This window comes from Chitinispirillales bacterium, assembly GCA_031254455.1.
Taxonomy (GTDB): domain Bacteria; phylum Fibrobacterota; class Chitinivibrionia; order Chitinivibrionales; family Chitinivibrionaceae; genus WRFX01.
The window spans coordinates 57,803-82,746 of record JAIRUI010000117.1; the positions used below are offsets into that span (position 1 = coordinate 57,803).

Consider the following 24,944-nt stretch of genomic DNA (forward strand, 5'->3'; position numbering starts at 1 on the left):
GGATATTTAATCTGTTATTTCATTACGTTGCTGACGGTAGTCGTAACTAACGCCATGGTTGATACTATGGTCGCCAACACGCTGACAATTAGTTGTGGATTTTTTTCACGCGGCGGCAATCCGTCAACTACAAAAATTTCAGAACCGGCGTTTACCGTGTTTCTGGTACGTAATTTTACCTGTCTAACTTCACCGTTTGCACGCATAACGTAAATCACCCCTCTTTTTCCAAGAAGCGTTAATCCTCCGGCGCGATTTATATAATGTCCGATCGACTTATTTTCTAGGTATTTCGTAGCGGTCGGATTGTTTACGCTTCCGATTATATTTACTGTTTTTGGCAGTGTCGGAGCAAAAATACTGTCACCGTGTTCGAGAATGATATTTTCATTTTTATTGTTTTTTGTGAACAGAGAGTAGAAATCAATACCGACCCTTCCTATACTGTCTTTACTTCTTTTAAAAGTCACCCCTTCCAAATATGCGCTTTCTTTAAACCCGCCCGCTCTTTTTATTAAATTAAAAACGGACTCTTTTTCGTCAATTTTAGCATAATATCCCGGGAAACAAAACTCCCCGTCTAAATAAACAATTTCTTGCGGTTTCTTTTTTGCATCCTTACGAATAAAAATGACATCCGCGTGTTTGAGTTCGTTTGTGCTTAATTTAAAAAAGTCCGCCGAGATATTAATTCGTTCGTAATTAATTTTGTTACCTTTGTTAATGTTTGAACTGACAATTCGCGAAATTTCAACCGTATCCTGATACGCTTCTTGTGTAAATCCGCCAGCCAAAAGTATAACATCTTGAACGGTCATTCCTTCCCGTAGAAAATATTTACCCGGATTTTTTACTTCGCCATAAACTTCTATAAATTCTTTTTGCAAAAAATCCCAAATCGAGGATATTTTTACGACATCCCATTTTTGCAGCGGTAAATCATATTGAGGTTCTCCGTCCAAAATTTTTTTTATATTTGCCGAAAGCGTTTCTTTTTTCATGTTTTCGTGTGTCCGGAGAATTACGACTCTGTCGCCAAAAAACTCTTCAAGCACTCCGCCGGCCCGCTCTACGAGATCGCTGATTTTCATTCCTTCTTCAAAACTCCAAAATCCAGGTCTTTTTATTGCGCCTTCAATCGACACGGTGTTGTCTAATTTATCGACAAAATCAATAAAAACGTAATCGCTTTTTTGCGGATAAAGTTTTACAACCTCTTCTTCTTTCAACGTATAACTTTGTCTTTCTATTCCCGGGTCCGTGCGTTCTACGGTCATGTTTTTTGTGAACGCTTCCGGCAGAAGTCCGCCGCAGAACTTAAACAAATCCGCAAAAGTTTCTCCGTCTTTGAGCTCGTATTGAGCGGGACGCCTAACCGCACCGTCGATCGCCACCCGTTTATCAACAGGATTTACCAAAATTACATCGAAATCGGCGAGCGGAGTCGTGTCGGTAATTTTTCCCGTCAAAAAATAGCCGTATAAATCCACACTATCAGTTTTGTCTGCACCGCTTCTGCGAATAACGACATTTCTAAGCGATGCGTTTTCGGTAGGTCCGCCCGCTTTTGCAATCGCCGAAATTACACCAGCCGTTGACGGAATAAGATAATTGCCCGGAAACTGTACTTCACCGACGACAATTATACTTTTTTGACGGAGATTTCCCGTAGTTACATCGACAAAAGTCGTGGCGTTTGCCGCACCGTTTTTTACCCCCGAATAAATCTTTGAGAATTTTTGCAACAACGTTTTTTTCACATCTTTTATAGAAAGTCCCGCTACGTTTATCTGCCCTATTCCCGTAGGCGTAATAGTTCCGTTTCTGCCGACAATCAACGATTCCGTGATTTGTACGTCACCCCAGATTTGTATAATTATTTCGTCGCCAACCCCCAATTTATAGTCAAAATTCACAGGTCCGATATTTGGCGCAACCAATAACTCGGTCGCCATATAGAAAAAATCTTCTCCGAAAACTTTCAACGAATCTTTGAATAATTTTCTATTCAATCGTTCGAAATATTTAGTTTCGTTAGCAAAATCGTCAAAAAACAACTGTTTTTTTGCCGTATCAAGATTCATTTTTATAGCGGTATCGCCGTATGCCACGCGTAAACTATCTACTAAACGCAACGAATCTGCGTGCCATCGCATCAAAATACTGTCGTTTCTGATTCTTTCAAGCGTTTCTTCCCTAATTTTTAACAGTTCGTTGCTTGGAAGACTATTAAGCGTCGTGTTTTGACCTTGAAGATTTATTGTAGAGATTCCCGTTTGTTGCGTCTTGAGCAAAGTTTGAGGCTGTTCGGACAACAGCGACTGTTGTGCAAAAACCGCAAACATAGAAACGAAAATTATCGTTATAGTTTTTTTCAAAATAACCTCTTCTTTATATTGATGAACGAATTTATACGGAAAATACTTTTTGGAGCATTGCTTTGTGTAGAACGATATTATTTTCTTTTCAAAAATGAGTAAAAAACGAAATAAATAAATTTAAGTTTGTCCAAAAGCCGGATTTGTAGATATTTATAAACGGTTTTCTTTCAAATGTTTCACGTGAAACATAAAAGGGTAAAATGAATTGTGAAATTATAGTTGTCGGCGGCGGGCACGCGGGAGCGGAAGCGTCGATTGCCGCGGCGAAATGCGGATGCTCGGTTCTACTTATTACAGGCAATACGGATTTTATCGGTGAAATGCCTTGCAATCCGGCAATCGGCGGTGTCGCAAAAGGGAACATCGTTCGTGAAATCGACGCTTTGGGTGGAATTATGGCGAAAGCGGCGGACCGAGCGGGTATTCAATTCAGGATGCTCAACAAGAGTAAAGGAGCGGCGGTTTGGGGTCCTCGGTGCCAAACCGACAGGTTTTTATATCGACAAATTATTCGAGAAGAGATTGAAAAGTTTAAAAATATTATGATTTTACAAGATATGGTTTCGGATATTGTTACCGATGAAAAATCCGTACGCGGAGTGATTACCGAGCGCGGATTGAAAATAAATTCAAAAGCGGTGATAATTACCGCAGGTACTTTTTTGAACGGGCTTGCCCATATTGGTTCAAACCAAATTATCTGCGGTAGAAACGGTGAATTGGCTTCAACAAAATTAAGTGAAAATATTCAAAAATTGGGAATAAACGCTGGGCGGCTAAAAACAGGAACATCAGCTAGAATCGATAAAAATTCTATAGATTTTTCGGTTTTGCAAATTCAAAAAGGCGATGAAAACCCGCAGCCGTTTTCTTTTTCCACCGATTTTTCGCTGAACAATTCGGCGGTTTGCGGTGTCGTAAAAACCAATGCGCAAACACATAAAATAATTATGGACAATATCGACAAATCGCCGCTTTACGGATTAAAAACGATAGTTGGAGTCGGTCCTCGCTATTGCCCGTCAATTGAAGATAAACTTATGCGTTTCGGTGAGAGAGAAGGGCATTCGCTGTTTGTTGAACCGGAAGGATTAGGCCGCCGTGAAATGTATCTTAACGGATTCTCGACTTCACTGCCCGCAGACGTGCAAATAAAAATGGTACAATCGCTTAAAGGTTTTGAAAATGCGAAAATAATAAAGCCTGCTTATGCGATAGAATACGATTATTTTGAGCCGATACAGTTGAGTTTGTCTTTGGAATCCAAAATCGTACCGAATTTGTATTTCGCCGGACAGATAAACGGGACGTCGGGTTATGAAGAGGCTGGGGGACAGGGACTTATTGCGGGACTTAATGCGGCGCTGAAGATTCTTACAAAAGAACCTTTTATTTTACGAAGAGATGAAGCGTATATCGGCGTTTTGATTGACGATTTGGTTTCAAAAGGGACGCAGGAGCCGTATAGAATGTTTACGGCGCGAGCGGAATATCGTTTATTGCTTCGACAGGATAATGCCGACGAGCGTCTTATGTCCAAAGCGTTTGAGTTAAAACTTGTTTCACGTGAAACATTTGAACGTCGGGAAAATGTTTGGAAGAAAAAAGAAAAGTTGAAGCGGGAAATTCATGACACCGTTGTTTGTGCGGATATTTGGAATAAAAGTTATGAACCGATAAAAGAAAATACCCATGCAGATAATTTATTAAAACGTCCTAACGTTAATATAAAAAACATTGCCTCAAGTTCCGATTTGGATATTTCGCAATACGATGACGAAGTCTGTTTATCGGCGGAATTTGATATTTTTTATGAGGGTTTCATCGTTAGACAGAAAGAAATGGTTGAAAAAACAATACGTTATGAAGACGCAAAAATTCCTAACTCGCTTGATTATAACAAGATAATAGGGCTTTCTGCAGAGTCTAAAGAAAAACTGAAAAGAATAAAACCGCAAACAATCGGACAAATTTTAAGAATTTCCGGCGTAAGTCCCGCAGACGCTTCCGTCGTTTTAGTATATTTGTCTCAAGAAAACGAAAAGGTTTTTCGTGAAACGTCAATTGACGAAAAAGCGGAAGGAGATTTGCGGCAAAAACATGAAAATTATTAGCGTGTTAAATCAGAAGGGCGGCGTAGGAAAAACAACGACAGCGGTGAATTTGGCGTCGTGTCTTGCGGCGTCGGAAATAAAAACGCTTCTTATTGACATGGACGCTCAAGGAAACGCAACAAGCGGAATCGGCGTAGAAAAAGACAGTATAGATATTTCTGTTTATGACGTCCTTTCTGCAAAAGAAAACGACAGTTTAACAATTGTTGACGCAATAATTCCGTCTAAACATTTTGAACATCTTGATATAATTCCGTCAAGCCCCGATTTGGCGGGAGTTGATTTAGAATGGGCGAATAAAATATCTCGTGAAAGAATTCTTTCTTCTCATATTGAAAAATTAAAAGAACTCACTTTAGACAAGCAATATGATTTTGTAATCATTGATTCGCCGCCGGCGCTTAGCACCGTAGTAATAAATATACTTACCGCCTCAAATTCGGTGTTGATTCCGATACAGTGTGAATATTACGCCCTTGAAGGACTTACGGAACTTTTAAACACCATTAGAATGGTGCAAAAAAGTTTAAATAAAAACTTGGAAATAGAAGGCGTTTTACTTACTATGTATGATAGTCGTTTAAATTTATCCAGACAGGTGGCCGACGAAGTAAAAAGTTTTCTTACCGATAAAGTTTTTGAGATCGAGATTCCAAGAAACGTGAAGCTTTCGGAAGCGCCGTCTTATGGAAAACCAATAATTAAATACGACGTTGATTCGACAGGCTCTAAGGCGTATATAGATTTGGCAAGAAAAATTATTGACAGCGGCGGTTTAAAATGAGTAGAAAAGCGCTGGGAAAAGGTTTAAGGGAATTATACGGAGGAATAACGGAGGAAGAATATTTTGAAAGCAAAAATTCTCCTCAGACGGCTATTTCCATTTCTCTTGTTTCACCGAATCCGTTTCAACCGCGAATAGATTTTAATAACGAGGCGATAGAAGATCTTGCAAAAAGTATAAAAGAACAGGGATTGCTGTTACCGGTTGTGGTGCGTCGAACTATAGACCAGAAATATCAAATAATTTCGGGAGAACGAAGGTTTAGAGCGTTGAAATTATTAGAAGAAACCGAAGTTCCCGTAATAGTCCGTGAAGATGTTGACGACAAACGAATGCTTGAATTAGCGCTGGTAGAAAATATTCAACGCGAAGATCTTAACGAGATAGAGACGGCGTTGTCTTACAAAAAATTGATAGAAGACTGTAATTATTCACACCAGGAATTGTCTGACAAACTTGGGAAAAGTAGAACTTTAATTACGAATACGTTACGACTTTTAAAACTACCGGAGCAAATCCAAGCGATGTTACGCAATAAGCAGATTTCTACAGGGCACGCCCGTGCGTTGCTTGGAATCGAAAATCCGGTTTTACAGGCTCAGTTGGCGCAGGAAGTAATAAAAAAGTCGCTTTCGGTTAGAGAAATTGAAAAAAAAATATCACAACATTTAAGCAACGGTTTACAGAAGAAAAATTTGGAAGAAAAAGTATTTACTCTGTATGACAAATATGGCCCTGTGTTGTCGGATATAAATAAAATGCACGGATTTAAGTTGTTTGTCGTCGAAGCAAAAGATTCAAGCGGCAAAATAGAAATAGAGTTTAATAACGTAGAGGAATTTGAAAAGATAATAGCTTTTTTAAGTAAGGAGAATTATGAAAAATAAAATTAAAGAAATAATTATTATCAGGGAAAATATAGATACGCTTCCCCAAGTTTTTAAGATAAACGGGGTTATTAGATTTATATTAAAAACGTTTATTGTAATTATTTTTATATGGACGGTGATTTTGATTTTGGGGTGGTCATATATAATTCAAAGAGTTGTTTTTTATGAAGAGATAAAAGTTAAAAACGATTCGTTGGTTTTGCATTCTCGACAAATTGACACGTTAAGAATAAGTATTGCCAAGGCAAATCGACTTTTTGAGTATTTTAAAATGATTTCGTCTTTTGACGGTAAGAACGATTTGCCTGCAATAAATAATTATATGAAAGATACCGTTACTATTTCGCAGAAACCAATTGCTGTTGTGCAGAAAGAATTTAAAGAAATTCCGCAAATTCGTCCAGTTACCGGCGTTATAAGCAAAACATTCAGTAAGTCGGAACATGAAGGAATAGATTTTGTATCGGCGCTTAGAAGTCCGATAAGAGCGACGGCGGACGGGATTGTTAAAAAAGTTTATTTTAGCGACGATCTTGGTAATGTAGTGATTTTAAAACACAGTAACGATTATGAATCGCTTTACGCGCATTGTCAGGAAATTATTGTGAAAGAAGGGGAAAATGTTGTACAAGGCGAAACTATTGCATTTGTTGGTAATAGCGGAAATTCAAAAGGAGCTCATTTGCATTACGAAGTACGAAAAAACGACAAAACAATAGATCCGGAACAATTGTTTTTGTAAAAAATTAAAGAAAGGATAGATAGAATGGTACAAAACGGTAGCAGCAGCATAACGTTATTAGGCGCAGGAGCGTCTTTTGAGGGGAAAATCACTTCTCCGCATATGGTTCAAATATATGGGAAGTTTTCCGGTGAAATTCATACGAGCGATTCGGTCGCAATTGGACGCGACGGTGCCGTAGTTGCGGATATTACTGCGAAATCGGCGCAAGTCGGAGGAAAAGTTCAAGGAAATTTGATTTGTAAAGAGCAGGTGGAGCTTCAAGAACACTCAGAGGTTCGTGGAAATATTACCGCTAAAGAACTAGTAATTAAAAAAGGCGCAGTATTTCACGGAAATTCATCAATGTTACAAGCTACCGACGCCAAAAAAGTCGATAACAAAACGATAGAAAGCAATCCTAGTTAACTTTTATATTTGTTTTGTAAAAATATACATTCCAATTGATCCGGCGGTAGAAACGTTTAACGATTCTACCGCGTTTTTATTGTAAGGAATCGTAAAAAAGAAATCTGTAGCCAATTTTAATTTATCTGAAATTCCGTTTCCTTCGTTTCCAAGCGCAAGGATGATTTTTTCATTTTTTAAAGACGAAATTTCGCTTTTTCCGTCTAAATCGGCGGCTACCAAACGGTAATTTAGATTTTTCAGGGTATTTATGCATTCAAATATGTCTTTTTTGAAAATTATATCTAAATTACAGATTGCGCCGCCCGTTGAACGAACGACTTTCGGAGAATAAACATCAGCGCATCCTTGGCTCAAAATTACCGATGAAAATCCGAACGCCGCCGCACTGCGAATGAGATTTCCTACGTTACCCGGGTCTTGAATATTTTCGAGTAAAAGCACGTTGCCTGTTATTTCGTCGATATTTTTTATTTTTGGAAATTCAACAACAGCGATTACTCCGCCGGGATTTTTACTGTCGGTGATTTTACATAATTGTTCATAATTTATTATTCTTACGGAAATATTTGTTTCAAAATCAAGCGGCTCTACGGTAAGAATTTCCAAAATTTTCGTTTTGTTTGACAAGGCAAACTGTTTGACCTGCCTTACTCCTTCTACTGTAAAAACCCCATTTTCTTTCCGTCCTTTGCCGGTCAAAAGTTTTTGATAATATTTTATCGAAAGTTCGTTTTTCATAACAAGTGCGTTCCGTTGTCTAAAAAAATAGTTTGCCCTGTTATGTTTTCACAGTTCCATAAAAAATCTATAGTTTTAGCGATATTTTCGTTTGAAATTTTGGTTTTCAAAATTTCTTTTTGCAAAGCGTGTGAATTTGACGGCGTAATTTCTTCTTCAAGCATTCCAAGAGCAATGGCGTTTATGCGTATTTCGGGAGCGAAAAGCAATGCCGATTGTTTTGTGGTTTCCATAAGAAATAATTTTGAAATTCTGTAATTTTGATATGTTTCGTTGAATCTAAAAATATTTCCGTCAAGAATGTTTATAATATTTCCTTTTTTTACAATTTCAACGTATTTTTCACTTAGCGATAATGCTGTGAAATCGTTTATCTGCATGATTTTCAGCAAGTTATGAATGTTTTTTAAATTTCCTTTTTCAAAGATAGCCGCGCAATTAACCAAACCGCAGAGATTTTCTTTATATTTTTGCATAATTTCATAAATTTCAGGGAGTTGTGAGTTAAAATTCGCTTTCAGCAAAAAAATATTTTTTCTAAGATTTTGATTTTTATTGAAAAACTCTTGCAAAACGTTTTCATTTTTGTTAATGTGCGCTATAACGAAAAACCCTTTTTTCAAAAAAACTTCCAGAATTTTTATTCCAACTTTTCCACTCGCACCGGTGACGATTACCGCTCTTTTTTGCATTTTATACAATCAATATTTTTGGTCGGCAAATTCAACCCATCCACCCGCTTTTACAAGCGCTTCGTCGAATTCGCTTAAATCAAACGAGACGGATAGTTTTTCTTGGTTATTTACCGAAAATGAGAGTTTATGGTTTTCAACATCGATTTCACAATCGACTTTTTCTTTTTGAAGCGTAAAGATTTTATTGATTTCTTGTTTCGGTAATTCTATGGCGAGCATTCCGCCGTTGAACATGTTTTGTCTGAAAATTCGTGCAAAATTTTCTGCGACAACTGCGAAAATATCATTTACTTCCAGCGCCCATGCGGCATGTTCACGAGAACTTCCGCAGCCGAAATTCTCTCTTGTAACAATGACTTTCGCCTGTTTGAGAGCGTCGCTTTTTTGGTTAAATCCGTCAAGTTTTAAGTCTTCAAGCAAATACGGTTTTAGCGCTTCTTTGCTGATTTCCGTCAAATATTTTGCCGGAATTATCTCGTCTGTGTTAATGTCGTTTCTATCCAAAAATAAAACTTGTCCGCCAAAAATTTTCATAAAAAGTCCTTTCAGAACATCAATAATTCCGGTAAAAATAATATCTGCAGTTTAGCGCCTTACAACTTTTCTTACGGTTTTAGTAAATAAATCTTTTATGTCAATTATTTTGAAAAATTGAAACATAATCGCAGAGAACGTTATTGCAGGAAAAGAAATAAGGCAAACTCGCAAAATACGAATAAACATAAATTCACGGATAATTCTTATCGTGCAAAATTCAATAATTACAACTACGGCAGCGATAAGAATCGCGATTAAGACCGGTTTGACGGCGGAAAGCAGTTTTGTGTGCGGATAAAATTTATGCCAACGCCAAACGGTTAAGATCGTTGCGATCGCTGAAAATACCGAAGTAGCGGACGAAATCCCTATAATTCCCCAAAGATCGCTTAAAATTTTGTAAAAAGGAATCGACAAAATTAATGAAACGGTAGATATTATCAACGGTGTTTTTGTATTTTTTATTGCATAAAAAAGTCTTTGCAAAATAATTACCGCAGATAAAAAAAAGATTCCCGGTAAATATCCGATAAGCGCTTTTGAAGTTAGGATTACAGATTGCGAATCAAACGCTTTTCTTTCAAACAAAAGTGAAATTATATCTCCTGAAATCGGGTAAATCGTCGCGGTAATTATTATGATTATTGTAGTGGTTTTTACAAAAATCGGAATTAAAAAATTCTCCATTTCATCATATTTTTTTTCTTTTGCTTTTTCTGATAAAAACGGATAAATCGTTCCGGCTATAGAACTTCCGAACAATACAACGATAATCATAACTATTTTATAAGCGTAATTTAGAGCGACGATAGCGCCTTGTCCGTTTTCAATTCGCGAGCCGAAAAATCTGAACGTAAATTCATTTGAAAATGTAATTCCTAATCCAAGCGCAAGCGGAATCGTTTTGTAAAACCACTGTAAAAAATCTTTGTCTTTGATATTGATGTATGGCGAATATTTTATTGAAAATCGTTTTGCCCCAAAAAATTGAATTAATGTGTGTCCGACGAACGCTCCAAAAAGGACTCCCCAAGAAAATCCGGCAATACCGATAAATTTAAAAAAAACAAGTCCGAAAATTATTATTATCGTGTCATAAACTATTGGTGCGAGAGCCGAAAATTTATAATTTTTGTTTGCTTGTTGAACGCCTATAAAAATTGCCCCCCAAAAGAAAAACAATTGCGCAGGCAAAACAATTCGTGTAAGTTTAACCGTTAGTTCAAACGTTTGAATATTTGTCGTAATCGAATTTCCTGCAAGAATTTTTACAAAAAACGGTGTTGCAAAAAAACAAATCAAAAGAACCGAAACAAAAACAATAGTTCCTATTGTAAAAATATTTGAAAAAAATCGGTTTTGTTTTTCCTGATTATCGGATAATTCTTGAAAAATCGGAATAAATGCGATTGATAAAGCGCTTCCGGCTAAAAGGTGGTTTACCAAATCCGGAAGAATAAAGGCAAACGTGTAAGCATCGCCGTCGGATGAAGTGCCTACCGTTGAGGCGAAAACAACAACAAGCAAAAAACCTATAATTTTGCTCAAAACGTTCGATGAAAAAACGACAAAAATCGCCGAAGAACTTGTTTGTTGAAGATTTTTTTTCATAAAGTTTTTATTTTCCGTCTAATATCCCGTATAAAGTATTACAAACACTAAAATTTTACATAAAATAATATTCTGCATAAATTATTTTACTGAATATGCTTTTGTATCCTTTAAAAACAAATAACTCATAGGGTTTTTTATGATTAAAATGTTTTGTGCACATACGAAAGAGATAGATGACGCGGACGTTGCAGTAAACGATATTCTTTCGCAGATTAAAGCCGATAAAAACATTCTTAGAAATTCAATAGGAATTATTTCTTGTTGTTCGGAATTTGCGCAAACAGGCGTTTTAAAAGCGATATGCAAAACACTTCCTTTTACGACGGTTGGAACGATAACGCTGGCAAGCGGAATTAATGCCGGTAACGGACAACTTGTATTATCTGTTTCCGTTATAACCGCCGATGACAGTTTTTTTGTTCCGTTGCTTTCGGACAAAATAGACGATAAACAAGAAAATATAGTAAAATTTTGTCAGGATTCAAAGAAGAATATTCCTGAAAATTCAAAAATGATTCTTACTTTTATTCCGGTTAATCCAAATTCGTCAATGACTTCCGAAACAATTTTAAATTTAATAGATGACGCGGAAGCCGACATTCCGATTTTCGGCGGCGCAGCCTCGTCGTTGGACGTAAAAGAATCGGCGGAAGTAATTTTTAACGGAGATGTTTATAATGACCGTTTTGTTTTTGTGGCGGTAAGCGGGGAAATAAATCCGAAATTTGTTCTCAGCGAAATTTTTCCTCAAAAGACGGTACAGGAAAGATGGATTGTTACCGAAACCCACGGGAATTTAATTGCCAAAATAAACGGCATAGATTTTAGGAAATTTGTTGAGAATTTAGGCGGTTCGCACTCTTTATTGGAAAAAAATAGTTTTGATATTGTTCCGTTTTGGTTTGATTTCAGCGGAATAAACAAACCTGTTGCGCGAACTATCAGTATGGTTACGGAGAACGGGTTGGGTGTTTGCAGCGGAAACGTTCCTATAGGCGTAAGCGTATTTATAGGAAACATTTCAAAAAAAATGATCGTTGAAACAACAAAAACCGTTTCTAAAGAGATTTATCGACACAAAGAAATCAACGGTGTTTTGTTTTTTTCCGGAAAAGAAAGATTTTTTGCATTGGGTGCAAATTATAACAATGAAATGTATATGTTGGAAGAATTGTTGGAAAAAATTCCTTTTCATGTCGTATATTCGCAGGGAGGATATTGTTCGGATTTCTCAAAAAACAAAGAAGGCCGCTTTCTCAATTATTCGTTGTTAGGATTTGTTTTTTGAGGTTATTATGGTGGAAAAACAAAAAGAAATAGAAAAACTTAAATTAGAAATAAAACGGTTAAAAAGAGTTATCGATGTATATGAACGCGATATAAAAAGAGAAGAAAAAGTAGAATTTGCTTACCAAACGCTTGAAGAAATTTTGGATAAGCAAAAGATACAAGCGTTGGCGTACATGGAACTTCTGCTTAATTGCGCCAAAGATATGATAGTGTTTATGGATAAAAGCGGACGAATTGTTTATTGTTCGGAATCGTTTCTTAAAAGCGCTCGCATCAAAAATCGCGGACTTATATATGGTCGTCATTGTACCGAAGTTTTTGGCAGAATGCTTGGTGCAGATTGGGTTGCGAAAATTAGAAAAGAAATTTTGAACGCAATGAAAGAAAATACGCCCACGGTACTTTGTGAAATCGCCGATGTAAAAATTCCTGGCGTTGTCACTAATTATAGCGTTTCGTTTAACCCTATGACTAATGATTTCGGTAATGTTGTCGGCGCTATGTTAATATTTTATGATATTTCCGAGTTAGTCAAAGAAAAAGAGAAAGTTCTTGGAGCAAGTGAAGCGAAAAGTCTTTTTTTAGCAAATATGAGTCACGAGATAAGAACGCCGATAAATGCGATTACCGGAATGACGCAAATCGCCATGGATTCTGATAATATAGAAAGAAAAAATTATTGTTTAAAAAAAATAAAGGAAAGTTCAGAACATCTTATAGGGCTTATAAACGATGTTTTAGATATGAGTAAAATAGAAGCCGGAAAATTAAAAATGTCAAATTCCGAATTTTGTTTTGAAGAAATGTTGAGCGGCGTTGTTTCAATAATTTCTTTCAAAATTCTTGAAAAGAAACAAAAATTTTTCTTGGATATCGGGAAAGATGTTCCTTTTATAATAAAATCGGATAAACAACGGCTTGAGCAGGTGATGATAAACATTCTTTCCAACGCAATTAAATTTACGCCGGAAGAAGGAAGTATATTTTTGTCGGTACATAAAACAAAAATATATGACGACGGCGTTTGTCAAATCAACATTTCGGTTAAAGATACCGGCATCGGAATCAGCAAAAATCAGCAAAAAAAATTATTTACTCCTTTTCAGCAAGCGAATGAAGGAATTTCAAAAAATTTCGGCGGAACCGGATTAGGTTTGACTATTTCGAAAAAAATCATAGAAACGATGGGCGGTGAAATTTGGCTTGAAAGCGAAGAAAATAAAGGAACGAAGGTTTCGTGGACGATAAAGGTTTTCGGATCAAACGAATTTCCTAAAGAATTTGCTAAATCCGGAACTTCTATTTCTTCGTTAAACGTACTTTTTGTCGATAACGATGAAAAAGTATTGAATTGTTTCGGCGGTATGGCGGAAATTCACAATCTAAGCCATGAATTGGCAAAAGATCATGTTGAAGCTCTTAGTCTTGTTCAAAAAAAACCTGAGAAATATGACTTTGTGTTTATAGACGAAACTATGTTAATAATGAATAGTGCGGAAATGGCGAAAAAAATGCGGGAGTTTAACGGATTTCACGCCAAAATAGTCATAGTTTCTTCTAATGTGGCGTCAAACGTTTCCGGCAAAAATTTTGACCCCAAAATAAATTTCGCTTTTTTACAAAAACCGCTGTTTTGGATTAATGTCGCCGCGGTTATGGATAGTTGTTTAAGCGAAACAAAAACAGAAGCGTCTTCAAAGCAACTTCCTCAAAAACATAAATATGATTCAATTTTTACCGGAAAAAAGTTTTTAGTTGTCGAAGATATTGAAGTAAACCGAGAAATAATATTACAAATGCTTACGGTTACAGGTGCAAAAATGGACTTTGCAGAAAACGGAATAGAAGCGATTGAAAAATTCGGATCGGAAAGCGGCGGATACGATATAATTCTGATGGACGTTCAAATGCCGATGATGGACGGATATAAAGCGACAAAAACGATTCGTGAAATGCCGTTTGACTGTTCGCAAAAAATTCCTATTATCGCGATGACGGCGAATGTTTTTCGAGAAGATGTGGAAAAATGTATTAAATCGGGGATGAACTCTCACGTAGGAAAACCGATAGACCGCGATATTTTGGTAGAAAAAATATCGAAGTATATTTAAAATTAACCGGTTTCTAAAAATTTTTTTACTTTTAATTCCGTAGTAATGTATGCGTCCCTTAAAATTTTTTCAATTTTTATATAATGAATTGAAATAGTTATAAAAAATATCATTATTCCCATACCCAAAAAAAACAATAAAAATATCGGCATTTTATCTTACCTTTCTGCCTATTTCGGCGGTTGAAGTCATAGACGGCGTTCTGAATATTCCCCTTTTATAATTTTCCATTCCCGCCTTTGCAATCATAGCGGCGTTATCGGTGCACAGAATGTTTGACGGATAAAATACGTTATGCGTTCCAAAAGAATCTTTAAGTGCGTTTTTAATCGCATTATTGCACGCAACGCCGCCGCACAGCGCAATTTTTTCAATATGCGTCAAATTTACGGCAAATTTGAGATTATTAACGACGGCGCGTACAATCGCGTTTTGGAATGATTTGCATATTCGTGGCTTTTGCTCTTCTAATTCCTGTAATTTAATTTTTTCAATAGCGTATTTTACCGAAGTTTTAAGTCCGCTGAAAGAAAAATGGGCGTTATTTCCGTCAAATATTTTTGCCGTAGGAAATTCAATTAAGTCGTTCCCTTTATATAAATCCGCATATTCTTCTATTTTTTTCCCCGCAGGATATTCAAATCCAAGCATTTTTCCTACTTTATCAAACGCTTCTCCAGCGGCGTCGTCGATTGTTTGTCCTATTATTTCGTATTTTGAAAAATCATCGACTTTATATATTGACGAATGTCCTCCGCTTAGAAGAACCGTTAAAAACGGAAATTTAATTTTGTTTTCAAACATTACCGAGCAAATATGTCCTTCAAGGTGATTTACGCCGGTTATTGCAATTTGCGGATACGCTGTTTTAAGCCCAAAAGCGAATGAAATTCCGACAAGTAGCGCGCCTGCAAGCCCAGGACGGTCACAAACAGCTATTAGGTCGATATCGGATATTTTTAGATTCGTTTCGTTTATTGCTTTTTTGAATAAAAGACCGATTTTTTTTATATGTTCGCGCGATGCGATTTCCGGAACTACTCCACCGAAGTCGGAATGCTCTTTTTGAGTGTAGATTGTGTTTGTAAGTATTTTTTCGTCGTTTATTATCGCAACAGACGTTTCGTCGCAAGACGATTCAATTCCGAGAACTATCATTGTTTTCTCCGCAAATCAGCCGGTTTCAGAAATCGCCGCTACTTTAACTCCGGCGTTTTCTGTGGAAACGACTCTGACTTTTGTTCCTTTCAGTATATATCCGCTGTCTGAATAAACATCAACGTTTTTGCCGTTTATGTTTGCCGTTCCCGCAGGGCGCAAATCTGTTATCGCGATTCCTGATTCGTTTATTTTAACTTGTGCGACAAACCCTACGCTTTCAACGGCGTCTTCCAAAGATATTTTAGTTTTACGTAATTTTTTTACTCCGAAGATGAGCGTCGCCGGTATTAAAAACAAGTTTAATATTACCAAGAAAACCAAAGAGTTTGGCGATTCTTTGAAAACTATATAATATGAAGTTCCAAAAACCGCTATCGCCGTCATAGTTAAAAAACCAAACGACGGAATAATTAATTCCGCAAGAATAAGAACCGTTCCGACGATTTGTAAAATAATTATAATCATTACTATACTCATTGGAAACCTCCTTTTCAAAGTTAAACTTAAAATAATATATTTTTATGAAATAAAACACTATGAAATTACCTAAAAACGCCGATTGTTTTCTTTAGATTTTTTCCAACAGTTCTTTTGCATGCCTGAGAGTTGTTTCGTTTTCTCCTCCAAGCATTCTCGCAACTTCTTTGACGCGTTGAGCGTTGTCTAGCTTTTCAATTTTTGTTTCGGTGCGTCCAGATATTTCCGTTTTGAAAATCGAGTAATGAAAATCCGCTTGTGAGGCGATTTGGTGAAGATGTGAAATTACTAAAATTTGATGATTTTTCGCTAATTTTTTTATCGCCGCCGCGATATCGGCCGCTCGTTCTCCGCCGATTCCCGTGTCGATTTCGTCAAAAACCATTATCGGAATAGTGTCGTTTTCGGCGAGAATCGTTTTAATCGCAAGCATAATTCTTGAAATTTCTCCGCCCGAAGCGGTTTTACAAAGGGGAAGAAACGGCTCGCCCGCGTTTGTTTTCGCCGTAAAAACAATTTCGTCTATTCCTTTTGAGTCGATTTTTTCCTTTTTTTCAAAACGTGTCAAAAATATTCCGCCGTTAAAGCCAAGTTTTGACATTTCATAAGTTATTGATTTGTCAAAAGATACACAAATTTCTTTTCGCATGCGGCTTAAATTTTGAGCGGATTTTTCTAATTCGTTTTTTGCAGAAATCAACGTTTTTTCCAATTCAAACTTATCCGTGTCACAATTTTCGATATTTGTCAATTCCGATTTTAATTCTTCTTTTTTTTGAAGCAGTTCGGCAAAAGAGCAAGAATATTTTTTCTTTAATTTCTGAATTTTTGCAATTCTGTCGTTTATTTCTTCCAATTTTGCCTGACCTTCTTCCTCTGTCGAATTTTCATATTTATTTATGGTTTTTAATAAATCTTTTAACGAATCCCAAAAAGGTTTGATTTCATCAGCCCAATTTTCAAAATTTTTGTCAATATTTGCCATAGATTGCAACAATTTAACCAGATTTGAAATTTCGGAAATAACGCCTGAAGAATTTGCGTCTCCGCTAAGAATTTGCGAAATTCCTGCGGCGTTTTGAATTCTTTGCGCAGCGGATGAAAAAAATAAAAATTCACGTTCTAATTTTTCTTCTTCGGCTTCCTGCAGTTCAAGTTTACTGATGTTTTCAAATTCAAAACGCAAAAAATCTTCTTTTTTTTTCAATTCTTCGGTTTTTTTTATGTGAAGATTCAAATTTTTTTCAGCCGTACAAAAATTTTCCCAAGAAACCGTAAATTTTTGTTTTTCAACGGCGACATCTCTGATTTTGTCGATAATCAAATATGGGGCGTCTTCATTGAGAAGCATTTGGTGATCGTGTTGCCCATGCAAATCGATAATTGCGTCGCCGATGGATTTAAGTACTGTAAGAGAACAAATTTCTCCATTAATTAAAATTTTATTTTTTGCCGATTCTGTTGCAATAATTCTTTTAATTATTAGGGAGTTATCAAAAAACGGGATAGAATTTTCTTCTATGGTTTTTTGCAAATTTTCAGGAATTTTCTCAAAATTAAACGAGCCGACGACCTCTGCAACGCTTTCTCCGCTTCGTATAGTTTCGGACGACGCACGATTACCTAAAAGCATTCCTACTGCGTCCATTAAAATAGATTTGCCGGCTCCGGTTTCACCTGTAAAAACGCAAAAACCGTTTTCCAAGTCAAATTCAATATTTTTAATTAACGCCAAATTGTTTATTTTCAAGTGATTAAGCATAATTTTAACCTTTTGTCTTACGGATGGGATTTCCCCATCCGAGTTTCGTTCTCAACAAATCAAAATACGATTCTTGTGAAAATTGTATAAGATTATGCTTTTCATCCAAACATGAAATAACAATTTCATCTTCGGGAACGAGTTTCGTACTTTCTATCCCGTCAAGCGAAAGTAAAATTTCCGGATTTTTCTTATTTACCTTAATTTTCAGAAAGTTATACGACGGAAGAATTATCGGTCTCTCGCTCAAAGAGTGAGGACAAATAGGGGTGACGATTATTACGTTTGTGTCCGGATAAACAATGGGACCGCCTGCCGCAAGCGAATACGCCGTCGAACCGCTTGGAGAAGCTATAATCACGCCGTCGGAAATGTAGTCTGTGATAAAATCGTTACCGTAACTCAACGAAAAAGAAGAGAGTTTCGGAACGCTTAACCTGTTGAAATATACATCGTTTATCGCATTAAAACCCCTCAGGATTTCGCCGTTTCTGTAATGTTTCACGTCTAAAACCGCACGGCGTACGACTCTGTAGTCTCCTCTAATGATTTTTTGCAGTTTTTCTTCAAAATTATCGGCTTCGACATCGGCTAAAAAACCTATTTTCCCAAAATTTATTCCTATTAACGGTTTTTCACAAAATTTTACAATATGCGCCGCGGAAATAAATGTTCCGTCGCCGCCTACCGAGATGACAATTTGAGAATTTTCAAGAAATTTCTCCACATTTTCCGCTTTTTCAAACGAATACGGAGCGTTTGGGTGTAGAATGACTGAAATTTCCTGTTTTTTACACCAAACTATCAGTCTTTCGATAATTTTTTGAATATCTAAACTCTTTTTAAAAACAACGACTCCGAATTGCTTTATCTCCATGTTTTTCACTCGCTTATGAAATTTAAAATCATTTTTGTACAATCAACAATATCAGAAAAATTTATATATTCTTCATGAGTATGAACATTTGCCATTCCGCACGAAATTACACTTGTCGGTATTCCTTTTTTGTTGAAAAAATTCGCATCGCTTCCGCCGCCGCTTGAAATGATTTTTGGCGTTTTACCGGTTTTTTTCGCCGCCGCGCATAATTTTTGTATTAACGGTGAATTTTTATCAAGTGAAAATCCGTCGTATTTTCTGATTATCTCAATTTCAGCGCGATTTTCGTTTTTTTTATTAAATTTTTTAATCGCCTCTTTATAAATTTCTACGATTTCATTGATTTTTTCCAAATTGCAAGAGCGAATTTCACCGCTTATTTCAACGAAATCCGGTACAATATTGTCTGCTGTTCCCCCGTTTATTTTTGCTATGTTTGCCGAAGAGTTTTTTGAAATTTTTCCTGTAGGCAATTCTTTTATCAACTTGCTTGCCAAAACAACGGCATTAATTCCTTTTTGCGGTTCAATTCCCGTGTGCGCCGATTTACCGTGAATTTTTATTGTCCAACTATTATAATACGGCGCTTGATTGACAATCGTTCCGATTTTTCCGCCGGCGTCGACAACAATGCCGTATTTCACGTCTTTTTGCGAAATTTTGCAATATTTCACGCCCATGAGTCCTATTTCTTCGCAAACGGAAAAAACAAGCAAAAGCGGAGGATGGTTTATTTTATTCTCTTTTAGTATGGTAATCGCTTCTATAACAGCCGAAATTCCCGCTTTATCGTCGGCGCCCAAAATTGAATTTCCGCCGCTTTTTATTACATCGTTTTCTACAACAGGCTCAATTTCGCCGCCCGCAATTACAGTATCCAAATGTGTAGATAACAAAACAACGTCTTTTGATTTATCGCCGTCTATTTTAACAACCATATTTGAACAGTTTCCACCCAAATTTTTTGCACAATCGTCAAATTCAACCGAATATCCCAAACCGTTGAAAATTTCTTCTATTTTTTTTGCAAGATCCGCTTCAAATTTGCTTTCGCTTTTTATTTTCACAAGCGACAAAAACAATTCACGCAGACGGTTTTCATTTATCATAACAAAATTTTCCTTCATACATTTGGAAACAAAAATAATATTTTTCAGCAAAAGCAAGGATTTTTATGAAAATTTTCCAAAAAGAAATACCGGATGAAATAATAGAGCAAATTTGTAAAATTCAAAACGAATTATTGTTTGAAAAATCAGATTTTGATTTGATAAAATCGCTTGCCCTAAGCGGCGTTTTGTTTTTTACGGAGTTGGATAATAACCGAAAAATAATAAGTTTTTGTTTGGTAAAACCGTCTTTTGACGAATGGGAGATTTATGATGTGGCGACAATTTCAAAACATCAAAACCACGGTTTCGCAAAAAAACTAATAGCCGAATTTTTGAGTTTTGCCGAAAAAAACAAAGTGAAAAAAATATTTTTAGAAGTTCGCGGAAACAATGAAAAAGCGATAAATCTGTATTCAAAATTCGGTTTTGAAAAATATGCAATTCGAAAAAATTATTACGCAAATAACGGCGATAATGCAATTTGTATGATGAAAAATATGGTTAATTGCAATTAGTTTTTTGTCGCCGCGTAAAAATCGGTATCAAAATTATTCCCGCAACAATCATAACCGTGCAAAGTATTTGTCCTTGTGAGAAACCAAACGAATTAAGTCCTATATGTGCGTCTGGTTCGCGATAAAATTCTATGAAAAACCTGATAACTCCATAACCGATTAGATAAAAAGGCGTCATCAAATTTTTCGCCGAACAGAATTTTCGCAAAAAGCATAATATTAAGAACAACAAAATTCCTTCACCAATCATTTCAAAAAGCTGCGACGGATAGCGCAAGTTCGTCGGGTCGCTCGGAAAATACATTCCTATAGCCGAATCGGTTTTTCGTCCGTACAGTTCACCGTTCATAAAATTTCCGAAACGTCCGAAAGTGTAACCCATCGGCACGGTGAAAAACACGGCGTTTGCACATTCTTTCCAGTTTAATTTTTTGATAACGACGTAAAGAGTTCCGCATAAAATTCCACCGACTATAGCGCCGTGGAACGACATGCCGGAAATTCCGATGAATTTTCCGTTGTTAAAAGGAAGAAAGATTTCACTTAAATTTTGAACGTAATAGTCAAAATTATAAAGTAAAACGTATCCGATTCGACCGCCGAAAAGTATTCCTATAATTATGCACATGCACAGATTTTCCAACTCGCTTTCTTCAATATCAAATTCACCGCTTCTGCACATATTTTGCAGCAACCCGATATTCGCCGCAAAGCCGATTATATACATAAGCCCGTAATAATTTACAGGAAAACCTTTACCGGAAAAATCGGTTCCCCACCGAATAATATGCTCGCCGAAAATCGTAATCAATGTCGGATCAAGGTGCATCGGCAGCGTTTGCCAAAATGTAATAAAATTCATAAAATCTCCAATATAACAGATAAAATAATATTTATTGGCTGAAACTCTTTGAAATTCATAACGTTTTCCGGATTTTTATTGTGAAATATTGTATTTTCGGCTCAAGAACTAGGAGAATATATGAAAATTTCGTTGAACTGGATTAAAGAATTTGTATCAATTCCCGAAATTGACCCTAAAACCGCGTCGGTAAAATTTACTATGGCGGCGTGTGAAGTCGATAACGTTGAAGAAACGGGCGGACATCTTAAACAAATTGTCGCCGCAAAAATCACCGAAATAAAAAAACATCCCGAAGCGGAAAATCTTAATCTTGTTTCCGTAGATAACGGTGAAATTACGATAACCTTAGTTTGCGGCGCCCCAAATGTCGAGGCGGGCAAAATTGTTCCTTTCGCAAAGTCCGGCACAAAATTCCCGGACGGTTTTGTTCTTGAGCCGAAAAAAATTCGAGGCGTAGAAAGTTGCGGAATGCTTTGTTCTCAAAAAGAATTAGGTCTTGGCGACGACCACAGAGGACTTTTGATATTGCCGCAGAATACGAAATTAGGCGCGACGATTGCCGAAATTTTCGGTATCGACGACGATGTGATTTTTGATATTGACAATAAGTCGATAACCCATCGTCCGGATTTGTGGGGACACTACGGAATCGCCAGAGAGTTCGGATTGATTTTCGGCAGTCCTCTTAAAAACAGGTTTGACGACGAATGGGAAGCGAAAATTAAAAACAATATTACCGGTGAAGATTCTCCGATAAGCGTTGAAATAAAAGAAAATACTTGCTGTAAAGCGTATTACGGAATTTCTATCGACGGAGTTAAAGTTGAAGAAAGTCCGAAATGGATGCAAACGCGCCTCACAAAATGCGGACTTCGCCCGATAAACAATATCGTGGATATTTCAAATTTTGTTATGCTGGAATTGGGGATGCCGAATCACATTTTTGACAGGGATTTGATTGAAGGCGGTAAAATAATTATCAGACAAGCAGGCGAACAGACAAAATTTATTACGCTTGACGAAATCGAAAGAAATCTTAGCTTGGCGGATACGGTTGTCGCCGATGCGCAGAAACCGCTTGTTATCGCGGGAATTATGGGCGGCGCAAACAGCGGCGTAAATGAAAATACGACAAAGATTTTTATCGAAAGCGCGAATTGGATAGATTGCGAAGTGCGAAAAACATCCGTGAGAATCGGATTGCGCACCGATTCCGTTCAAAGATACGAAAAATCTTTAGACAGTCAACTTTTAGAGCGCTCTCTTTTGCGGATTGTGGAATTGGTTTTGGAAATTTGTCCGAATGCGAAAGTTGTCGGAAAAATCGAAAAGATGGGCGAGGAAATCAAAAAATCCGTTCCGAAAACAATAAGAATTTCGGCTGAAAAAATAGGCGGAATTTTAGGAAAAAGAATTGAAAAGTCCGAAATCATTCGTATCTTGCAAGGGCTTGATTTCGGCGTAAAAGAAATAAGTTTGGAAGACGTCGCGACGTTTGATGTCGAAGTTCCTACATACAGAGCGACAAAAGACGTGGAATGCGAGGCGGATATTGTCGAAGAAATCGGGCGGATTGTCGGCTACGACAATATTACTCCTGCGCCTCGAATCGATAAAATTCTACCGACGCGCCTGTCGCAGAAAAAACAAACTCATCGAAAAATTCAGGATTTTTTGGTTTTTAACGCAGGACTTTTGGAAACTATGACAAATCCGATGGTAGGCGAAAAATTACTTGAAAAATCAAAAATAAATTCACTTAACGAAAATTTGGTCTTAATAAACGCGATAAGTAAAGACCATGACAGAATGCGTCCGAGTTTAATCGCTACGACGCTTCAAATTACTGCGGACAACAGCAGAAATTTTGATAAATTCGGCTGTTTTGAAATAGCCCGTGAATATAATTTTGACGAACAAAATTTTGCGAAAGAAAAAAACGCTTTGGCAATTTCGCTTTTCGACAAAAAAGAAAGCAGATTTATGGAACTTGTAAATATTTTGGAACGGCTTTTCAAATATTTGAACGTTCCTGCGCAGATTGTCGCACATAGTGAAAATTTTGTAAACAGCGAAGTTCCTGCGAATTGGGCGGGTATTCATCCGACTCAAGCGGTCGATGTAAAAATTATGGGAAAGAATCAGGGTTTTGCTACAACGATTCACCCGATTTTTGCAAAAGACTGGAAAATTAAAGGACATTTTTCTATGGCGCTTATAGATATTTCGGCGTTTGAAAATCTTGCCGCAAAAGATAAAGTGAAGTATAGTCCGCTTCCCAAATTTCCCGATTCTATTTTAGATTATACTATTGTTGCGGACGCTAAAGTTTTGGCTGCCGATATTTTGGCGGTTGTAGAAAAGCTGAAAATTCAAAACGTTGCAGTGACAAGCGTTATCGATATTTTTGACTTGGGCGATAAAAAAGCGGTAACGTTGCGAACGCAATTTCAAGACAGGGAAAGCACTCTTTCGCCGAAATTTTTGGAAGAATCGCAAAAACGTATTCTTGACGGACTTGAAAAAGCGGGATTTCCGTTGAGAGTGTAAAAATTAAGGAGATATTCTTATGTTAAACCAAAAGCGGATTTTAAAAATAATAGCGGCGGCTCACACACAAATTTAATATTGAACCTTAATCTTTAAACTCTTTCAAACTTTTTCTCATATTTATCATAACAATAAATTATTTTGTTAATACCACAAATAACAAGTTAGTAAAGTTTCGTGCGAAATTTTATCTAATAAGTTAGTTTTTTATTATGTGCATACTTAGCGCCCTTTCAGGGTCGCTCTGTTTTGTGTATGCACATACCTTCCGACATTAATATCCGTCGGACATACTTGTTATTTGTGGTAAAATTATGATTATGGACAGAGCGGCCTCTTTCTGATTTTACCGCAAAAAGGTCTCTTCGCTTTCCCGTAATTCATACGTTATTAACATTTTAATATCATGAGGTGTTTATGTGGAACAGAGACGGATTTTTCAAAGTAACGGCGGCAATGGCGATCGCCGCACAAATGGTATCGGCGGCGACAGACATTACCGCCAAGTTCACAGACCCGATTTTTAAGGCGGAGGTGTATAATTTAATTGGGAAAACTTCGGGGTCACCGATACTCGACAGTGATGTGAGCAAGATTGCAAATCTTGATGTGCTAGATAAAAAGATAACATCTCTTGACGGCATAGAATATTTTACTGCGTTACTGAATCTGTATTGCGGACATAACGGATTAACTGCATTAGATGTGTCGCAAAATACAAACCTGACAGTATTGTGTTGCAACGACAATCAATTAACTACGCTTGACGTATCAAATAATAAAAAATTGAAGTCTTTGTTTTGTCACAACAATCAACTGACAGAACTTGACGTATCAAATAATACTAAATTGATTGCATTATATTGTCAATTGAATCAATTAACTGAACTTGATGTATCGAAAAATACTAAGTTACTGGATTTAGGAGTTCCAAACAATCAATTGACAACTCTGGATGTATCCAACAATACAGAACTCTGGTTTTTACATATTGCAGAAAACAGAATTACCGCAATTGATTTGTCGAAAAACACCGAACTTGAAGAATTTTATTGTATGGATAATCAACTGACCGAACTTAACTTACTCAATAATAAAGCACTGACAAAAGTGTATGTAGAAAGGAATTTATTCGCCAGTGAAAACGACATAAAAGGATTGAAGAAGCCGTCAGACTATGAACAGTATTCTTTCGAACCCCAGCGTCGAAAGAACAAAGTAACGTTCAACACCAACGCCGATTCGGAAGTAGCCCCACTCATAGACGTATTGAGTTTTGAGAAGATTACCGAACCTGCCGCTCCGGAAAAAGCAG

General features: G+C 36.7%; 21 protein-coding genes. 10 read left to right on the forward strand and 11 right to left on the reverse strand.

What is annotated here, in order from left to right:
• Positions 1-14: 14 nt before the first annotated feature.
• A complete protein-coding gene (locus LBH98_09360; GenBank protein MDR0304953.1) occupies positions 15-2,378 on the reverse strand; it encodes an SLBB domain-containing protein in 2,364 nt (787 codons plus the stop codon).
• Between the two features lie 203 nt (positions 2,379-2,581).
• Between LBH98_09360 and mnmG the strand changes: the two genes are divergently transcribed.
• Genes mnmG through LBH98_09385 form a run of 5 tightly spaced genes read left to right on the forward strand, consistent with a single transcriptional unit; the run spans position 2,582 to position 7,319 of the window.
• On the forward strand, positions 2,582-4,495 hold the full coding sequence (mnmG, locus tag LBH98_09365) for a tRNA uridine-5-carboxymethylaminomethyl(34) synthesis enzyme MnmG (protein MDR0304954.1): 1,914 nt from the start codon (positions 2,582-2,584) through the stop codon (positions 4,493-4,495).
• Positions 4,482-5,279: an AAA family ATPase gene (locus LBH98_09370; protein ID MDR0304955.1), complete on the forward strand. Its 798-nt coding sequence runs from the start codon at positions 4,482-4,484 to the stop codon at positions 5,277-5,279. Before mnmG ends, LBH98_09370 begins: the two co-directional genes overlap by 14 nt.
• Positions 5,276-6,166, forward strand: coding sequence for a ParB/RepB/Spo0J family partition protein (locus tag LBH98_09375; protein MDR0304956.1), 891 nt, complete (start codon positions 5,276-5,278; stop codon positions 6,164-6,166). The genes LBH98_09370 and LBH98_09375 overlap by 4 nt, the downstream gene beginning before the upstream one ends.
• Entirely contained in the window at positions 6,156-6,911 is a 756-nt protein-coding gene (locus LBH98_09380) for a M23 family metallopeptidase (GenBank protein MDR0304957.1), read from the forward strand. The genes LBH98_09375 and LBH98_09380 overlap by 11 nt, the downstream gene beginning before the upstream one ends.
• A 24-nt stretch (positions 6,912-6,935) precedes the next feature.
• On the forward strand, positions 6,936-7,319 hold the full coding sequence (locus tag LBH98_09385; GenBank protein MDR0304958.1) for a polymer-forming cytoskeletal protein: 384 nt from the start codon (positions 6,936-6,938) through the stop codon (positions 7,317-7,319).
• 3 nt (positions 7,320-7,322) lie between these two features.
• Here LBH98_09385 and LBH98_09390 read toward each other — a convergent pair whose 3' ends face one another.
• The 4 genes from LBH98_09390 to murJ are packed head-to-tail and all read right to left on the reverse strand — an operon-like array spanning position 7,323 to position 10,903.
• Complete coding sequence (locus LBH98_09390) at positions 7,323-8,060, reverse strand: RNA methyltransferase (protein MDR0304959.1); 738 nt, start codon at positions 8,058-8,060, stop codon at positions 7,323-7,325.
• The gene (locus tag LBH98_09395; GenBank protein ID MDR0304960.1) at positions 8,057-8,752 is read right to left on the reverse strand and encodes an SDR family NAD(P)-dependent oxidoreductase; all 696 of its coding nucleotides are present in this window, start codon (positions 8,750-8,752) and stop codon (positions 8,057-8,059) included. The genes LBH98_09390 and LBH98_09395 overlap by 4 nt, the downstream gene beginning before the upstream one ends.
• A 9-nt stretch (positions 8,753-8,761) precedes the next feature.
• Positions 8,762-9,289 carry a hypothetical protein gene (locus LBH98_09400; GenBank protein ID MDR0304961.1) on the reverse strand — a complete coding sequence of 176 codons (528 nt, stop codon included), beginning with the start codon at positions 9,287-9,289 and terminating at the stop codon, positions 8,762-8,764.
• 51 nt (positions 9,290-9,340) lie between these two features.
• A complete protein-coding gene (murJ, locus tag LBH98_09405) occupies positions 9,341-10,903 on the reverse strand; it encodes a murein biosynthesis integral membrane protein MurJ (protein ID MDR0304962.1) in 1,563 nt (520 codons plus the stop codon).
• A 139-nt stretch (positions 10,904-11,042) separates the two neighbouring features.
• On the opposite strand from murJ, the gene LBH98_09410 reads away from it, so the two are divergent.
• Positions 11,043-12,194: a hypothetical protein gene (locus tag LBH98_09410; GenBank protein ID MDR0304963.1), complete on the forward strand. Its 1,152-nt coding sequence runs from the start codon at positions 11,043-11,045 to the stop codon at positions 12,192-12,194.
• A gap of 7 nt (positions 12,195-12,201) precedes the next feature.
• Positions 12,202-14,307, forward strand: a complete 2,106-nt coding sequence (locus LBH98_09415; GenBank protein ID MDR0304964.1) for a response regulator — start codon at positions 12,202-12,204, stop codon at positions 14,305-14,307.
• Positions 14,308-14,460: 153 nt separating this feature from the next.
• On the opposite strand, the gene tsaD is transcribed toward LBH98_09415, so the two are convergent.
• From tsaD to LBH98_09440, 5 genes are all read right to left on the reverse strand, one after another.
• On the reverse strand, positions 14,461-15,465 hold the full coding sequence (gene tsaD / locus LBH98_09420) for a tRNA (adenosine(37)-N6)-threonylcarbamoyltransferase complex transferase subunit TsaD (GenBank protein MDR0304965.1): 1,005 nt from the start codon (positions 15,463-15,465) through the stop codon (positions 14,461-14,463).
• Positions 15,466-15,480: 15 nt separating this feature from the next.
• Positions 15,481-15,945, reverse strand: a complete 465-nt coding sequence (locus tag LBH98_09425; GenBank protein MDR0304966.1) for a hypothetical protein — start codon at positions 15,943-15,945, stop codon at positions 15,481-15,483.
• A gap of 91 nt (positions 15,946-16,036) precedes the next feature.
• Complete coding sequence (gene recN / locus LBH98_09430) at positions 16,037-17,707, reverse strand: DNA repair protein RecN (GenBank protein ID MDR0304967.1); 1,671 nt, start codon at positions 17,705-17,707, stop codon at positions 16,037-16,039.
• Positions 17,708-17,711: 4 nt separating this feature from the next.
• Complete coding sequence (locus tag LBH98_09435) at positions 17,712-18,584, reverse strand: NAD(+)/NADH kinase (GenBank protein MDR0304968.1); 873 nt, start codon at positions 18,582-18,584, stop codon at positions 17,712-17,714.
• Positions 18,585-18,589: 5 nt separating this feature from the next.
• Positions 18,590-19,696 carry a M20/M25/M40 family metallo-hydrolase gene (locus tag LBH98_09440; GenBank protein ID MDR0304969.1) on the reverse strand — a complete coding sequence of 369 codons (1,107 nt, stop codon included), beginning with the start codon at positions 19,694-19,696 and terminating at the stop codon, positions 18,590-18,592.
• Between the two features lie 65 nt (positions 19,697-19,761).
• On the opposite strand from LBH98_09440, the gene rimI reads away from it, so the two are divergent.
• Positions 19,762-20,214, forward strand: coding sequence for a ribosomal protein S18-alanine N-acetyltransferase (rimI, locus tag LBH98_09445; GenBank protein ID MDR0304970.1), 453 nt, complete (start codon positions 19,762-19,764; stop codon positions 20,212-20,214).
• On the opposite strand, the gene lgt is transcribed toward rimI, so the two are convergent.
• Positions 20,201-21,076 carry a prolipoprotein diacylglyceryl transferase gene (gene lgt / locus LBH98_09450; GenBank protein MDR0304971.1) on the reverse strand — a complete coding sequence of 292 codons (876 nt, stop codon included), beginning with the start codon at positions 21,074-21,076 and terminating at the stop codon, positions 20,201-20,203. The two genes, rimI and lgt, sit on opposite strands and share 14 nt — an antisense overlap.
• 120 nt (positions 21,077-21,196) lie before the next feature.
• Between lgt and pheT the strand changes: the two genes are divergently transcribed.
• Together pheT and LBH98_09460 are read left to right on the forward strand one after the other, a co-directional pair.
• Positions 21,197-23,629: a phenylalanine--tRNA ligase subunit beta gene (gene pheT, locus LBH98_09455; protein ID MDR0304972.1), complete on the forward strand. Its 2,433-nt coding sequence runs from the start codon at positions 21,197-21,199 to the stop codon at positions 23,627-23,629.
• 417 nt (positions 23,630-24,046) lie between these two features.
• Positions 24,047-24,944 (forward strand): hypothetical protein (locus LBH98_09460; protein MDR0304973.1); only part of this gene is annotated, 898 nt, incomplete at its 3' end.

Coding starts and splice junctions, on each gene's coding strand:
- mnmG (MDR0304954.1), top strand. CDS start 2,582: ATGAATTGTGAAATTATAGTTGTCGGCGGCGGGCACGCGGGAGCGGAA.
- LBH98_09370 (MDR0304955.1), top strand. CDS start 4,482: ATGAAAATTATTAGCGTGTTAAATCAGAAGGGCGGCGTAGGAAAAACA.
- LBH98_09375 (MDR0304956.1), top strand. CDS start 5,276: ATGAGTAGAAAAGCGCTGGGAAAAGGTTTAAGGGAATTATACGGAGGA.
- LBH98_09380 (MDR0304957.1), top strand. CDS start 6,156: ATGAAAAATAAAATTAAAGAAATAATTATTATCAGGGAAAATATAGAT.
- LBH98_09385 (MDR0304958.1), top strand. CDS start 6,936: ATGGTACAAAACGGTAGCAGCAGCATAACGTTATTAGGCGCAGGAGCG.
- LBH98_09390 (MDR0304959.1), bottom strand. CDS start 8,060: ATGAAAAACGAACTTTCGATAAAATATTATCAAAAACTTTTGACCGGC.
- LBH98_09395 (MDR0304960.1), bottom strand. CDS start 8,752: ATGCAAAAAAGAGCGGTAATCGTCACCGGTGCGAGTGGAAAAGTTGGA.
- LBH98_09400 (MDR0304961.1), bottom strand. CDS start 9,289: ATGAAAATTTTTGGCGGACAAGTTTTATTTTTGGATAGAAACGACATT.
- murJ (MDR0304962.1), bottom strand. CDS start 10,903: ATGAAAAAAAATCTTCAACAAACAAGTTCTTCGGCGATTTTTGTCGTT.
- LBH98_09410 (MDR0304963.1), top strand. CDS start 11,043: ATGATTAAAATGTTTTGTGCACATACGAAAGAGATAGATGACGCGGAC.
- LBH98_09415 (MDR0304964.1), top strand. CDS start 12,202: ATGGTGGAAAAACAAAAAGAAATAGAAAAACTTAAATTAGAAATAAAA.
- tsaD (MDR0304965.1), bottom strand. CDS start 15,465: ATGATAGTTCTCGGAATTGAATCGTCTTGCGACGAAACGTCTGTTGCG.
- LBH98_09425 (MDR0304966.1), bottom strand. CDS start 15,945: ATGAGTATAGTAATGATTATAATTATTTTACAAATCGTCGGAACGGTT.
- recN (MDR0304967.1), bottom strand. CDS start 17,707: ATGCTTAATCACTTGAAAATAAACAATTTGGCGTTAATTAAAAATATT.
- LBH98_09435 (MDR0304968.1), bottom strand. CDS start 18,584: ATGGAGATAAAGCAATTCGGAGTCGTTGTTTTTAAAAAGAGTTTAGAT.
- LBH98_09440 (MDR0304969.1), bottom strand. CDS start 19,696: ATGATAAATGAAAACCGTCTGCGTGAATTGTTTTTGTCGCTTGTGAAA.
- rimI (MDR0304970.1), top strand. CDS start 19,762: ATGAAAATTTTCCAAAAAGAAATACCGGATGAAATAATAGAGCAAATT.
- lgt (MDR0304971.1), bottom strand. CDS start 21,076: ATGAATTTTATTACATTTTGGCAAACGCTGCCGATGCACCTTGATCCG.
- pheT (MDR0304972.1), top strand. CDS start 21,197: ATGAAAATTTCGTTGAACTGGATTAAAGAATTTGTATCAATTCCCGAA.